Source organism: Sphingobacterium sp. UBA7249 (genome assembly GCF_002472835.1).
Taxonomy (GTDB): domain Bacteria; phylum Bacteroidota; class Bacteroidia; order Sphingobacteriales; family Sphingobacteriaceae; genus Sphingobacterium; species Sphingobacterium prati.
The window spans coordinates 273,290-288,222 of sequence record NZ_DKST01000007.1 but is presented as its reverse complement, the minus strand read 5'-3'; the positions used below and the strand labels follow the sequence as shown (position 1 = coordinate 288,222).

Sequence of the window (14,933 nt, the reverse complement as noted above, 5' to 3'; positions counted from 1 at the left end):
GAAGATGCATAGAAAAACATTATATATTGCACTGATGCTCGTTTTGGGCACAAATGTGATCTCGTCCTGCAAAAAGGATTATTTAAAGTCCGACCAATATTTTAAAGATCGGATTACCTTGGAAAAAACATTTAAGAGCAAGTTGTATTCGGAGAAATGGCTGGCCCATGTTTTTGAGGAATTTAAGGGTGAAAATGCGGATGTAGCCAGTAAGGGTCTTACCCCGCACTGTTTTGCCGATGATATGTATTATGGTGACCGCGATAAGGATTATGATCCCTCGAAAAATGAACTGTCCTACAATATGTTTAAGATGGGCTTATATACCGAAATTGATAAACAGGGAACATGGGCGCAATCCTATCGCGGGATCCGGAATGCGTCAACCTTTATTCACAATATTTATATGAATACCGAAATGTCTGAGGCTGAAGTCACGGATTATCGTGGGCAGGCACGTTTTGCACGGGCTTATCTCTATTGGCTATTACTCCGCAAATACGGTCCAATTCCATTATTACCAGACGAAGGTGTGGATTACACCGATAGCTATGAAGAGCTGGCTATTCCGCGTAACACTTACGAAGAATGTGCGGAATATATCAGTGCAGAACTGCTACAGGCGGCTAGAGAAATGGAGGCCTTAGGGCTGAAGCGAGGCCAAGACGGCTCTGCGCGCCCTTCCGTGGGTGCCGCTTTAGCAGCCAGAGCGAAAGTACTGCTCTATGCAGCGAGTCCATTGGCCAACGGAAATAATTCGGCTTACGCAGCGCGCTTGGTAGATAAACAGATGAAGCGCCTGCTATCTACTGATTATAAAGAAGAGAAATGGGCGAAAGCGGCCGCGGCAGCCAGAGATGTCATCGAATTGGGTGTATACCGGCTTTACACCGCCCCTTTTCAGGAAACGGGCGACGATGCAACCGTCAGGCCACCCCAAGATCATAATTTTTCGGATAAAAGCTGGCCCGCTGGCTGGTCAGATATAGATCCTGCGAAGTCTTACGCACAAGTATTTGATGGAACTTTGCAAGCTTCCGGTAATCCTGAACTGATTTTTACACGGGGAAACAACCAGTCAAATGAGGGGATTGACCAGATGGTTATCCATCAATTGCCCCGCTCTGCAACCGGATGGAATACACATGGGCTGACCCAAAAATTGGTGGACGCATACTATATGAATGACGGCACAGATGTCCCTGGAAAAGACAAAGAAATTGGTCGCGGTAATGGTTCCAGCCGGATCGGTGGTTACGTGTCTCAGGAAGATTATGATAATAAAAAATACAGACCATTGCGCCCTGGCGTATCCTTGCAATATGCAAACCGAGAACCAAGATTTTACGCTTCGGTGTCTTATAGCGGAAGTTTTTGGACACTACTGAATGAAACGAAAGAAGAAAACCGCAATAAGCAAATCTTTTATTATAGTGCTGATCCGAAAGGAAATGGCTTCAATTCAGCGAATGGGTATTGGTTGCGCACAGGCTTTGGGGTGAAGAAGTTTGTTCATCCCAGTGATACCTACGAAGGAGGTGTTGGCTCACGCATTATTCCTAAGGCGGAACCTGCCATCCGGTATGCCGATATTTTGCTTATGTACGCAGAAGCATTAAATGAATTAAGTGGTTCATATACGATTCCATCTTGGCGTGGAGGAAGCTATACTATAAGCCGAGATATCGCTGAAATAAAAAAAGGTATACATCCGGTTCGTATCCGCGGCGGTGTACCTGATTATCCGGCTAGTGTATATGGGAATAAGAATGAACTGCGCAAAACATTAAAACGCGAACGTTTTATAGAATTGATGGGTGAAGGGCAGCGCTACTATGATCTGCGCCGTTGGATGGATGCGCCAGTGGAAGAGGCATTACCAGTATATGGTTGTAATGTATTGATGAATGAAAAGGAACGTGACCTTTTTTATCAACCCGTTGCGATCTGGACGTTGAAGACAACCTTTGCCGACAAGATGTGGTTTTGGCCGATTAGCCATACCGAACTGAAACGCAATAAGAACCTCACGCAAAATCCTGGTTGGACTTATAATGATTAATCAAATATGCATTTTATGAACAAGTCTTATATACAGTTATTGCTACTCACTTTACTTGCCGTCTGCGGTTCTTGTAATGATGAGTGGAAAGAAGAACAATTTGAACAATACATTTCTTTCAAAGCTCCTTTGGAAAGTGAGGGGGTAGCTAATATCTACGTTCGGTACAAGGATGAGCAAAAGACTACCTTTATGCAACCGTTGGAAGTGAGCGGATCGACCACGAATGATCAAAATCTTTCGGTCAAGGTTGCGGTAGATACCGATACTTTGGGGATATTGAATTACGAGCGCTTTCAGACACGGACAGATTTTTATTACAAACAGCTCGATGCCAACTATTTTTCTATTCCGCAGACAGTAGACATTAAGTCCGGAGAAAATACGGGATTAATGGGCATCGATTTTACGCTAAAAGGTATTGATATGACGGAAAAATGGGTCCTTCCGTTGACCATTTTGGATGATCCCGCCACACAATACAAGGCAAACCCTCGGAAGCATTACAAAAAAGCACTTTTACGGATTAATCCTTTTAATAATTACTCGGGTACCTATAGTGGTACAGCACTGAAAGTTGTTATGGAAGGTCATGAGAATGAAACACCGATTGTTAAAAGCCAGATCCGAAGTTATGTGGTTGACGAAAATACGATTTTCTTTTACGCGGGGAATATCGATGAAGACCGTAAAGACAGAAAAAATTATCAGGTTTTTGCAACTTTCAATGATAAGGGCGGCGTAACTTTTCGTGCCACAAATCCGAATATGAAATTTGCTGTGAAAAAAGATGCAAGTTATACCATTACAGAGCAAATGGATGCCGTGCGCCCCTATTTACTGCATCGTTATATCACGATAAATAATGTGGATTACGAATTTACAGATTATACGCTTGTTTCTACTACGGCGATTAAATTCAAGGTTTCTGGCTCGTTGATCTTGGAGCGTCAGCTCAATACACAGATTCCGGACGAGGATCAGTCCATCGAATGGTAACTTTATCAAACCATTCGGCGAGCTATTGGTTATATCTAAGGTATAAAAAATAGTGTTATGATTGGTATAGTAGGAGGACTTGGTCCTTATGCAGGCTTAGATATAGCCAAGAAAATTATAGATGAGACAGTGGCAAGCTCCGATCAGGAGCACTTGCCACTGTTGTTGTTTTCCTGCCCTAATTTGATCCCGGATCGTACCGCATATTTATTGGATAAATCGAAGGAGAATCCGGGAAAGGCAATAGCGGTGATTCTAAAACAACTGGAACAAGCGGGGGCAACTATTGCGGCAATTCCGTCCAATACAGCGCATGCAGAACCGATTTTTTCAGTTATTCAGGATGAAATGGCCCGTTTGGGAAGTGAACTGAAGTTGCTTCATATTGTTCATGAGACGGTACGTTTTGTTCGTGAAAATTATCCCGAAAGCACAGTTGGTGTTCTATCGACAGCAGGTGAGCAGGCTTATAGCCAATATCGGGAAGCTTTTATGAAAAAGGGATTTCCTATCGTAGAGCCGGAAGGTGCACAAAAAGAAAAGGTAAACAATGCTATTTACGATAAAGATTATGGCATTAAGGCGCAGCCTGCGCCGATTGCCAATAAAGCGAGGGAGGATTTGTTAATGGCGATGGATGATCTGAAAAAACAAGGTGCCCATATCATTATTTTGGGATGTGCCGAATTGCCATTGGCCATTCCCGAGAGAGACCATAATGGAATGATTGTGGTCGATCCCAACCGGATCCTCGCCCGCGCACTGATACAGGCGGTCGCTCCAGATAAATTAAAGGAACTCTAGTTATTTTCCTTGCCAAATTGGCAGGTTTTTCGTTGAAAGTTTCATTGGTATGAGTTTTGTCCGCTGATTAATAGTTATTTATCTTAATAGGAGGAACGGATGCAAAAGATCATACACCGGGAAAATGATCGGGGCCATGTTGACTTTGGTTGGTTGAAAAGTGCCCACTCATTTAGCTTTGGGCAATATTTTGATCCTGAAAAAGTAAACTTTGGAGCCTTACGTGTATTAAACGATGATCAGGTGGAGGGCGGTCAGGGTTTTGGTCGCCACGGACATGACAATATGGAGATTGTGAGCATACCTTTGGAAGGGATACTTGCTCACCAGGATAGCATGGGCAATGTGCGTAATATTGAAACCGGGGAAGTGCAGATTATGTCTGCTGGAACAGGAATGAAGCATTCGGAGTTTAATGGAGATCAAAAGGCGCCTGTAAGGTTTCTGCAAATCTGGATAATGCCGCATGAAATGAACCTCACACCGGGTTACGATCAAAAATCCTATCTGCATTTGGATCGGCATAATAAGTTTGCAACCATTGTATCTCCTGATGTTTTGGATCAGGATACTGTGCATATTCATCAAGATGCATATTTCAATCTTGCAGATCTGGATGAGGGGAATACAATCTCCTATACTATACATTCAAAAAGAAATGGTATTTATCTTTTTGTGCTCGAAGGAAAAGTGCAAGTGGAAGGCGAAACATTATCACGAAGAGACGCTATTGGTATCTACGATTTGGCTAAAATTGAGATCGAAGCTGACTACAATGCAAAATTGTTGCTAATTGAAGTTCCTATGTTCTAATATAGCTAACCTCTCCTTACATTCTATTACCCTATTCTCCGGAGTCAGGCTCCTTTATGGGCGAGATTTTTTGCAGTAACTGATTTACTTCGTCTTCGGTTGCGGTCAATTTTGCCCGGCATACTTCAATAAGCTCGGATGCGCGTTTGATTTTCTCAGCAAGCTCATCAATATTTGTTGTGCCGTTTTCAATTTCTTTCACAATTGTTTGTAGTTCGTTGAAGGCGTCAGTGTAAGTATATTTTTGCTCCATTTTATTTTCTTCTTAAAATTTTTCAGTTTAATATAGTTCCGGTTAGCTATTTTCGGAACTGTCGCTAAGCGTTTTCTTATCCGTTACAGTACTTATAATTTCGCCATCTTCCACAATCGTTTGGATCAGGTCTCCCGGAGATATCTGATCAAGAGATTGAAGCAACTTGCCATTGACTTTTGTTATAGAAAATCCTTGTTTGAGCAGTCGCCGCGGATCAGAAAGCTGGATAATCCGTTCGTTGTGTGCCAAAGCCGTTTTATGTTCGTAAAAGCGTAGTTTGATCAAGGCACCCAGTTCGTGCTGCATATGCTGAATATTGGCGCGCGCAGTCTGAAGTTCTCTTTTTCCGACCCATTGGATATGCGTTGCCATTTGAGACAAGAAGTTTCTCTCCTCCTTAAACCGTGTAAAGATCAGCTGTTGGATCCCTTCCGCAGCCTTTTCGATTGGAACAGAAAAATTGTGGAATTTTTGAATGAGAAAATCAGCGAGCTCACTTGGTGTGATTGCATTTTTGTAGGCCACCATCTCACTCACAGTATAGTTGGTAGAATGGCCAATTCCGGTCAATACAGGAATAGGGAAAATCGCTATTGCCTTTGCCAGCAAATAATTATTGTAGCTGGATAGGCCAACCTCACCGCCGCCGCCACGAATAATGGCAACCACGTCAAATTCAGCTATTTTATCCGCAATGACCGCGAGTTGATTGATAATTGAGGGAATGGATTTATCACCCTGTAAGAGCGCGGGAAATAACGTGCATTCCAACCGGTAGCCCCATGGATTTTGATTGATAATCTTGTAAAAATCAGAAAGACCTTTGCTCGTCTCTACCGAAATAATTGCTAGCCTTTTTGGAAGCATGGGGAACGGGACAGATTTATTAGCCTCGTAAATGCCTTCTTCTTTGAGCTTTCGAATGCTATCCAGCTTCTCTTTCTCGAGCTCCCCCAATGTAAAAGTTGGATCAATATCAACAATTCTTAAGCTCAAACCATACATTGGATCATAGGAAATACCCGCCTGAAATAACATCGTAATGCCCTCCCGAAGGGGTTCTTGCGCAATTTTCAGAAAATTGTTGTTGATTCGGGTGAAGTCTGCCTTCCACAAAGTTGATCTGATCTCAGCTACAATTTTACCATCTTGTTTTTCAACGAGCTCGGGGTAACAATGCCCCGAATGCGTATAGTGGTTAAGCTTATTCATCTCCGCCTTGATCCAATATAAGCTCTTGTAACGCTCAGTAAGCGTTTTTTGGATACTTTTGCTCACCTCTAACAGGGAAAATATTGTTTTATCTTGAATCAATTCCGGCATTAATCAAACTTACAGAAAAAAAAAGATTTATGCTTGCTCATCCCGAAAATCCCTAACCGGGGGCCTTAAAAAAACAAGCGTAACAAAATTGATTTTTTTACTGGAATGGACTTGGCTTGTTTATTTTATTCGTATTTTTATTTGATAGAACCTAAAAAACGATAAAAACAGAATGAAAAAAGGAATTTTCGGGGTATTATTTGCAGGTTTATTCTGTATTGGCCCCCTGTTCGCTCAATATAAGTCGACCATAAAGAATGAAACCGTACTCTACAACAATATAGATCAGCTATTGCCACTCACTGGCCTGGATCAACGGCGCATTGCGGTTATTGTACCAAACGCCGAAAAATATGCCGCGTTTACAAGCCAGCTGGCGCGTTATGCAACTACAGCGCTTTTTGATTTTAGTAAATTTAATGAAGATATCAAATATTATAATACCGTTATTGTAGCGGGCAAGGAAGATGATTTGGATGCAGATTGTTTGGCGCAGCTCAAGCAGGCAGTCCTGAACAATAAAAAGGTTGTGCTCTGTCATTTTTTTGAGCATGAACGCAGCAAAAAAGTCCTGTCCGAACATCCACAATCCGATTTGATTGAACTACTGGCACCTTTTACTGCTGTCGGTCAACGCAATGCCGCGATGTCAATTTTTGGCGGGGCAGCTATTACTGAAGGAAACGCCAAGACGGCTCAAACGCGACTTCAATACAGTTTTGGTGAAAACGCAAGTCTGAACTTGGGTAAATTGACAAAAAAAATTGATGCCATTGCACAAGAAGCAATTGAGAAGCAGGCAACACCCGGCGCGGTCGTGATGGTTATCAAAGACGGACAGGTGTTATTGGAAAAATCTTACGGTTATCATACCTACACGAAGGCAATTCCGACAAAAACGAGTGATATTTTTGATCTGGCTTCAGTCAGTAAAATCGCGGGTACTACTCCTGTTATTATGCGTCTGACCGAACGTAATATCATTAATCTGGACAGTACCATGGGGCACTATCTGTGGCAAGCGAAGTATACGAATAAAAAAGATATCAAATTGCGATCCGTAATGCTACATGAAGCTGGTTTTACACCATTTATCCCATTTTATAAATATTTGAAAGCCGGAGATGTTGTTGCCAGCCCAGATCAACAGCATCAGGTTAAGATGGCCGACAATAGTTATATTCTCAATCATTACTATCGGGATGTGATGTGGCCCGAAATGTTAAAGTCCCCAGTTAAGCCAACAGGAAACTATGTGTATAGCGACATAAGCATGTATGTGATGAAGGAAGTTGCCGAACATCAGACGGCTGTACCGTTGCAAGATTATGTTCAGGAAAATTTCTATCGACCATTAGGGATGACACATGCCGGATATCTTCCAAGGGAACGATTCGCAAAAGAGCAGATTGTACCGACGGAGCAGGATACCTCTTTCCGTAAAACCTTGTTGGAAGGATATGTGCATGATCAGGGAGCAGCGATGGCTGGAGGTATTGCCGGACATGCGGGACTGTTTGCTACGGCCAATGATCTGGCAATATATGGACAGCTGTTGTTGAATCGGGGTGAATATGGCGGAGAGCGCTATTTTAAGACGGAAACGATAGATCAGTTTACCAGTAAACAGTCCACTTCAAGCCGAAGAGGACTCGGGTTTGATCGCTGGGATCCAAATCCGAAAAATGAATATCCATCTAAATTGGCCAATAGCGCTGTCTTCGGACATACGGGGTACACAGGTACCTGTATCTGGATAGATCCGCAAAACCAGCTGGTCTATATCTTTCTATCCAATCGGGTACACCCGCAGGTCAGTACCAAATTGTTGGATCTCAATATCCGCAGCCGGATTCAGGATGCCATTTACGAAACAATTAATGAAATGAAAAAATGATAAAAAATCCATTGCTCATGGTACTGTGCATGCTATCCTTGACCCGCCCGACCTATAGTCAGGAATATAAGCAAATTCATGCAGACATGATTGTTGTTGATGGGCATAATGATGTGATCTATGAGTCTATTTTTCAGGGAAAAGATATCGGCCAGCGTCTGAATTCCGGTGCCACGGATTTACCAAGGTTAAAGGAAGGTGGAGTAGATGTGCAGGTATTTGCTGTCTGGTCGGATGATGCAAAATGGAAGACCGGAGCATTTGAACATGCCAATGCCCAGATAGATGCGCTGGAAAAAATGATTGCGACTAATGCGGAAGATATCGCCTTAGCGAAATCCACAAAGGACATTGACGCAATTCTAAAAACCGGAAAAATTGCTGCTGTTATCGGTGTGGAGGGTGGTAATATGATCGAGGAGAGTATTGACAATCTGGTTAGGCTCCATGAACGTGGCGCGAAATATTTGACCTTGACCTGGAACTATAATCTACTGTGGGCAAGCTGCGCTGCAATGGAGTCCAAAAAGATGGATTCGAAGGCAAAAGGATTAACTGATCATGGGAAAGCAATCATTAAAAAAATGAATGAACTTGGTATGCTGGTCGATCTTTCCCATGGTGGTGAGCAGACTTTTTATGATGTCCTTGCGGTTTCCAGTAAGCCAATATTGGTGTCGCACAGTAATTCCTATCGTTTATGTCCACATTTCCGAAACCTGAAAGATGAACAATTGGAAGCGTTGAGGAAAAACGGCGGCGTGATCGGTGTGAACTTTTACTCTGGTTTTTTAGACCCGACCTATGAAACAAGGTTAAAGAAGATCTACAAAAAACAGGTTGGGAAGAATGCGGATACAACGCAGAGTACCTGGAGCATGTATGATCAGTTGTCAAAGGAGGCCAAGCGCGAAGCCGACGCACCATTATCCAAATTATTGGATCATATTGATTATCTGGTCAGGAAAGTAGGTATTGATCATGTTGCAGTTGGGTCAGATTTTGACGGCATCGAATCGTCACCTCAGGGCTTAGAAGATGTTTCTAAATTTCCTTTATTGACAAAGGGGCTTTTGGAAAGAGGCTACAACAAAGCAGCTATCGCTAAAATCATGGGGCAGAATTTTCTGCGGATTTTAAAAGAAAATGAAGGGTAAGGTAAAGGATAGAAATTTGTAATTTCGTAGAATGGCAAAAACAAAATCAGCATATTTCTGTCAAAACTGTGGTTATGAGGCCCCCAAATGGATGGGACAGTGTCCTTCGTGCAAACAATGGAATAGTTTCGTGGAGGAAGTGGTCGAAAAGTCAAGCTCAAAAGTTCCTGAATGGCGAAGCACGACAACAAGCAGTAATGCAAAAAGGGCAAATAAGGCGGCAATCATACATGAGATTGTGTATCAGGATGAATCGCGTATTCTTACCCCCGATCAGGAGTTCAACCGTGTATTGGGAGGTGGAATTGTTCCGGGCTCTCTGGTATTGATCGGCGGTGAGCCCGGGATAGGAAAGTCCACCTTAATGCTGCAGCTGGCTTTGTCCATCCCACAGGTTAAAACACTCTATATTTCCGGAGAGGAGAGTGAGCAACAGATCAAGATGCGGGCAGAAAGGTTGTCGCAGTCCTCTAAAGCCAATTGCTATATTCTGACGGAAACATCTACACAGAATATTTTCAAGCAGATTGAGACCGTACAGCCCAATGTTATTGTCATCGATTCCATCCAAACGCTGCACTCATCACAGATTGAATCGGCACCGGGTTCAGTTTCCCAAGTGCGGGAATGTACCGCCGAACTACTCCGGTTTGCCAAAGAAACCAGTACTCCCGTATTTATTGTAGGCCATATTACTAAGGATGGTTCCATCGCTGGACCGAAAGTATTGGAACATATGGTCGATACCGTACTCCAATTTGAGGGCGACCGTCATCATGTGTACCGTATTTTACGCGCAGTCAAAAATAGATTTGGCTCCGCTTCGGAATTAGGTATATATGAAATGCAGGGGTCCGGATTGCGGGAAGTATCAAACCCATCCGAAATTATGATTTCGCAACGTGATGAACCCGTGAGCGGGGTTTCCATTGCTGCCATGCTTGAAGGGATGCGGCCCATGATGATCGAGGTGCAGGCTTTGGTCAGCAATTCTGCATTTGGAACAGCCCAGCGCTCCTCTACAGGTTACGATACAAAACGGTTAAACATGCTGCTGGCCGTATTGGAGAAGCGTTTTGGTTTTCGTTTAAGTGCACAGGATGTGTTTTTGAACATTGCCGGCGGGCTTCGTGTCGAAGATCCCGCTATTGATCTGGCCGTTGTCGTTGCGATTATTTCATCTCAGCAAGATATTCCGATCCGGAGCAACCTGACTTTTGCCGGCGAGGTGGGCTTATCGGGAGAAATCAGAGCTGTAAACCGGATTGAGCAACGCATCCAGGAAGCCGAAAAACTGGGTTTTGATGGTGTCTTTATTTCTAAGTTCAATACTAAAGGGTTGGACGCCAAGAAATATAATATTGCGATTAGACCAGTGGCTAAATTGGAGGATATATTTAGTGCTTTATTTGGATAATATGTTTACAAAAGATGCAAAAAAAAATAGGTGTCCAACATTGGCACCTATTTTATCTTTAATAATGTACCTATTTCCCTATAGTATTATTCAATATGAATACTATTTCTTTACGTTTATCGAATTTTACGCTGTCAGAAATTGACTTGTCCTCATACTGATTTTCGGGCGATAATAGGTAAAGTACGTCTTTATGAATCTTACTTTAAGACCTCTTTCAATTTAGCACGTAAGGCATCCCCATGCAAATTCTTCGCAATGATTTTTCCATTCGGGTCAATTAGTACATTTTGCGGAATAGACTTCACTGCATATAATGTACCTACATCATTCTGCCAACGTTTTAAGTCCGAAACATGTCTCCAGTGTAGCTTGTCTGCATGAATAGCCTTAATCCAGGAGTTGCGGTCTTTGTCAAAGGATATGCCCAGGATTTCAAAGTTGTCTCCTTTGAACTGTTGGTAAGTTTTGACCAGATCCGGGCTTTCTACGCGGCAATCGGGGCACCATGAAGCCCAAAAATCAAGCAGTACATATTTACCTTTGAAATCTGACAGGTGCACTGGATTGCCTGTTGTGTCGTTTTGAGTAAAAGCGGGAGCAATTTTTCCGATCTGAACGGTCTCCAATGTATTGAGATATTGCTGAAATTCTTTTCCTTCAATGGAGTTTTTGACATTAGTACTCAATGTATTGTAAAGTGCCTGAAGCTCCTTATAGATAGGGTCATAGCCACCTACACGACGCAAGTCAACTAACGTCGAGATAGAATCCGGTACCGCTTTAACACGGGCAATATATTCCTGTTTGGTCAATTCTTTTTTCTGCGCTGTAGCAAAGAATGGAAGAACCAAAAAAAGTAGTGTGATGTATTTTATCATGTTGCTATTCTTATATATATTTAACAAATATAGGAAAATCCACTAATTTAGTAGATTAATAAAATGTCAAAAAAAATGAACTTCGACCTCATAGCTAAACTTCCACATGTCGGTACATCAATTTTTACCAAGATGACCATGCTTGCCAATGCAGAGCAAGCCCTAAACCTTTCACAGGGGTTTCCAGATTTTGAAACAGATCCCAAACTTGTCCGATTGGTTTCTGAGGCCATGGAAAAAGGGCACAACCAGTATGCACCAATGATTGGTGTACAAAGCCTACGTGAGACCATTGCCCAAAAATACAAGGCAATATATGCTGTGGATATAGACCCAACCGATGAACTCACTGTAACGGCCGGGGGAACCCAGGCCATCTTTACGGCGATAGCAACAGTTGTCCGGCCTGGGGACGAAGTGATTATATTCGAACCTGCATACGATAGTTATGCACCCACGATCGAATTGTTTGGCGGTCAAGTCATTCCCGTTCGGTTATTGGCACCGGATTTTCAAATTGATTGGGATTATGTAGCGACCCTGATCAACGAAAAGACGCGGCTGGTGATTATCAATAATCCGAATAATCCTACAGGGAAAGTTCTCGGGAAAGAAGAATTGAATAAACTTGGCAAGCTTCTGGAAGGTACAGACACCCTGCTACTCAGCGATGAAGTCTATGAACATCTTGTCTTTGATGGAGTTGAGCCGCAATCAGTTTTGAGTATTCCGACCTTGCGCGAACGGAGTTTTGTTGTCGCTTCCTTCGGAAAGCTGTTGCATACAACAGGTTGGAAGATTGGGTACTGTGTAGCTCCCGCCATGCTGACGCGAGAATTTCGAAAGATCCATCAATTTAACGTGTTCAGTGTCAATACACCAATGCAAATTGCGATCGCTGAATATTTAAAAGATATTACCCACGTAGAAAGTCTCGCTGGTTTTTTTGAGAAAAAAAGAGACTTGCTCAAAAATGGTTTGAAGGAATCCCGTTTTAAGGTGTTACCCTGTGAAGGTACCTATTTTCTGAATCTGGATTATAGTGCAATCAGCCAAGAGAAAGAATTTGATTTTGCCTGTTATTTGACAAAGCATCATAAAATAGCGACAATCCCACTCTCCGCATTCTACAAACTGGCTACAGATCAGCAAGTTTTGCGCGTTTGTTTCGCTAAACAGGACGTTACTTTATCGGAAGCGGTAGCGATTTTGAATAACATTTAGCCTGTTTTAGATGCTAAATTCAGGGCTAAAAGGTTTTATTTAAAATATTGTTAAGAACAGGGTACTTTATTAAAATTTTACTTCAACTTAACTCACTAATTTCATAAATTTGTAATTCACGTTTATCAATATATCCATAAAATGGCTAGATTAAATTTATTGGAAGAAACACGCTTCGAGAAAGTCCCCGTAAGCGTCTATCCAGATCAAAATTCAGCTTCGAAAAACGTTGCAAATCGTATTGCTGACATTATTCGTGCAAAGCAAGAGAAAGGTGAAAAAGCTGTTCTAGGTCTTGCCACTGGTGCCACACCGGTGAAGGTCTATCAAGAACTGATTCGCTTGCACAAAGAAGAAGGTTTAAGCTTTAAGAACGTGATTACCTTCAATCTTGACGAATATTACCCCATGCAACCTGACGCCGATCAGAGCTACGTGACCTTTATGAACAAAAACCTGTTCGATCACGTGGATATTGATAAGGCGAATGTAAATATTCCTGATGGTACCCTGGCACCTGACCAAGTCAATACATTTTGTGAGGCATACGAGCAAAAGATTACAGCTGCTGGCGGTTTAGATATTCAATTGCTAGGTATTGGTCGTACAGGACACATTGGTTTTAACGAACCGGGTTCTGCGCCCAACTCCGGTACCCGTATTGTAACCTTAGATGATTTGACACGTCGCGATGCATCACGCGCTTTTGGTGGAAAAGAGAATGTGCCAAGAAAAGCCATCACAATGGGCGTTGGTACAATTTTCAAAGCAAGAGAGATTATTTTGATGGCATGGACTGAAACGAAAGCGGAGATCATTAAAAAAGCTGTTGAAGGCGAGATTTCTGCAGAGATTCCGGCTACATATCTTCAGCTGTCAGATAATGTCGAGTTCATTTTGGATGAGGCAGCAGCGTCGTTGTTGACACGTTTTGATCTTCCATGGTTAGCCGAAGATGTTACCTGGACGCCATTATTGATTAAAAAAGCAGTAGTCTGGTTGGCTTTAGAGATTAATAAGCCTATTTTGAAACTTACCGATGAAGACTACAATGCCCATGGTATGGCAAAACTGGTGACTGAAACGGGTCCTGCTTATAATATCAACATCCGTATTTTTAATGAACTTCAACATACGATAACAGGATGGCCAGGTGGTAAGCCTAACGTAGACGATTCACAACGTCCAGAACGTGCAAATCCGGCTAAGAAAAACGTGATTGTATTCTCTCCGCATCCAGATGATGATGTCATCTCCATGGGGGGGACATTTATCCGTTTGGCAGATCAAGGACACAATGTCCATGTCGCTTACCAAACTTGTGGTAATACGGCTGTGTGGGATGATGATGTGGTGCGTTACCTGGAGTTTGCGGAGGATCTGGCAAATCAAATCGGTGCGAAAGCGGAGGCCGCTCAGATCAATCAGATTTATGATGAAGAAAGAGCAATCTTTGCAACGAAAAAACCAAATCAGATCGATACCGAACTTGTTCGCAAAATAAAGGCATTGATCCGTAAAGGAGAAGCCATTGCCGGTGCTCGTTTAGTCGGATTGCCAGATGAAAATATCCATTTCCAGGATCTTCCTTTCTATGATAGACAAAAATTTGCGAAGGAAGTATCGTTTGAAGACGATATCCAACAAACAATGGAATTGTTGCGTCAGGTAAAGCCGCATCAAGTATTCGCAGCTGGAGATTTTGCTGATCCACATGGTACACATAAAGTATGTTTCGATATTTTGTTTGAGGCTTTGAGAAGATTGAGCAAAACTGATGAGTGGACAAAAGATTGTTGGTTGTGGTTGTACAGAGGCGCATGGCACGAATACCCAATCCATGAGATTGAAATGGCCGTTCCCCTATCGCCACAAGAGGTATACCGCAAGCGTTTAGCGATCTTCAAACACCAATCCCAAAAAGATTTACCTGTATTCCCGGGCGATGATCCACGTGAATTTTGGGTACGCGCAGAAGACCGTACGAGTGACACAGCGTCGGTATATGATAGGTTAGGTTTAGCTAACTACGAAGCGATAGAAGCTTTTGTTCGATGGAAATTTGACTAAAAATAATAAGTTAAAAGCTTATAGAAAGCT

12 protein-coding genes are annotated in these 14,933 nt (G+C 42.5%); 9 read left to right on the top strand and 3 right to left on the bottom strand.

Annotation, left to right across the window (positions count from 1 at the left end; all coding sequences use genetic code 11):
- Positions 1 to 4: 4 nt before the first annotated feature.
- The 4 genes from B4A24_RS05170 to B4A24_RS05155 all read left to right on the top strand — a co-directional run bounded on the left by B4A24_RS05170 (position 5) and on the right by B4A24_RS05155 (position 4,678).
- Positions 5 to 2,062: a RagB/SusD family nutrient uptake outer membrane protein gene (locus B4A24_RS05170; RefSeq protein ID WP_293943284.1), complete on the top strand. Its 2,058-nt coding sequence runs from the start codon at positions 5 to 7 to the stop codon at positions 2,060 to 2,062.
- 15 nt (positions 2,063 to 2,077) lie between these two features.
- Positions 2,078 to 3,061, top strand: a complete 984-nt coding sequence (locus B4A24_RS05165; RefSeq protein ID WP_293943282.1) for a DUF4973 domain-containing protein — start codon at positions 2,078 to 2,080, stop codon at positions 3,059 to 3,061.
- Between the two features lie 57 nt (positions 3,062 to 3,118).
- Positions 3,119 to 3,865 (top strand): aspartate/glutamate racemase family protein, encoded by a 747-nt coding sequence (locus B4A24_RS05160; protein WP_293943280.1) that lies wholly within the window; start codon positions 3,119 to 3,121, stop codon positions 3,863 to 3,865.
- Positions 3,866 to 3,964: 99 nt separating this feature from the next.
- On the top strand, positions 3,965 to 4,678 hold the full coding sequence (locus B4A24_RS05155) for a pirin family protein (protein WP_293943278.1): 714 nt from the start codon (positions 3,965 to 3,967) through the stop codon (positions 4,676 to 4,678).
- A gap of 31 nt (positions 4,679 to 4,709) precedes the next feature.
- Here B4A24_RS05155 and xseB read toward each other — a convergent pair whose 3' ends face one another.
- On the bottom strand, positions 4,710 to 4,931 hold the full coding sequence (gene xseB / locus B4A24_RS05150) for an exodeoxyribonuclease VII small subunit (protein WP_293943276.1): 222 nt from the start codon (positions 4,929 to 4,931) through the stop codon (positions 4,710 to 4,712).
- A 42-nt stretch (positions 4,932 to 4,973) separates the two neighbouring features.
- Entirely contained in the window at positions 4,974 to 6,257 is a 1,284-nt protein-coding gene (gene xseA / locus B4A24_RS05145; RefSeq protein ID WP_293943274.1) for an exodeoxyribonuclease VII large subunit, read from the bottom strand.
- A 172-nt stretch (positions 6,258 to 6,429) separates the two neighbouring features.
- On the opposite strand from xseA, the gene B4A24_RS05140 reads away from it, so the two are divergent.
- Genes B4A24_RS05140 through radA form a run of 3 tightly spaced genes read left to right on the top strand, consistent with a single transcriptional unit; the run spans position 6,430 to position 10,728 of the window.
- The gene (locus tag B4A24_RS05140; protein WP_293943272.1) at positions 6,430 to 8,154 is read left to right on the top strand and encodes a serine hydrolase domain-containing protein; all 1,725 of its coding nucleotides are present in this window, start codon (positions 6,430 to 6,432) and stop codon (positions 8,152 to 8,154) included.
- Positions 8,151 to 9,311, top strand: a complete 1,161-nt coding sequence (locus B4A24_RS05135) for a dipeptidase (protein WP_293943270.1) — start codon at positions 8,151 to 8,153, stop codon at positions 9,309 to 9,311. The genes B4A24_RS05140 and B4A24_RS05135 overlap by 4 nt, the downstream gene beginning before the upstream one ends.
- Before the next feature lie 31 nt (positions 9,312 to 9,342).
- A complete protein-coding gene (gene radA / locus B4A24_RS05130; RefSeq protein WP_293943268.1) occupies positions 9,343 to 10,728 on the top strand; it encodes a DNA repair protein RadA in 1,386 nt (461 codons plus the stop codon).
- Between the two features lie 200 nt (positions 10,729 to 10,928).
- Here the strand turns inward: radA and B4A24_RS05125 are convergent, their stop codons facing one another.
- Complete coding sequence (locus tag B4A24_RS05125) at positions 10,929 to 11,609, bottom strand: peroxiredoxin family protein (protein WP_293943266.1); 681 nt, start codon at positions 11,607 to 11,609, stop codon at positions 10,929 to 10,931.
- A gap of 75 nt (positions 11,610 to 11,684) precedes the next feature.
- On the opposite strand from B4A24_RS05125, the gene B4A24_RS05120 reads away from it, so the two are divergent.
- Both B4A24_RS05120 and nagB read left to right on the top strand, forming a co-directional pair.
- On the top strand, positions 11,685 to 12,833 hold the full coding sequence (locus B4A24_RS05120) for a methionine aminotransferase (RefSeq protein WP_293943264.1): 1,149 nt from the start codon (positions 11,685 to 11,687) through the stop codon (positions 12,831 to 12,833).
- A 141-nt stretch (positions 12,834 to 12,974) separates the two neighbouring features.
- Complete coding sequence (gene nagB, locus B4A24_RS05115) at positions 12,975 to 14,903, top strand: glucosamine-6-phosphate deaminase (RefSeq protein WP_409456474.1); 1,929 nt, start codon at positions 12,975 to 12,977, stop codon at positions 14,901 to 14,903.
- Positions 14,904 to 14,933 lie beyond the last annotated feature (30 nt).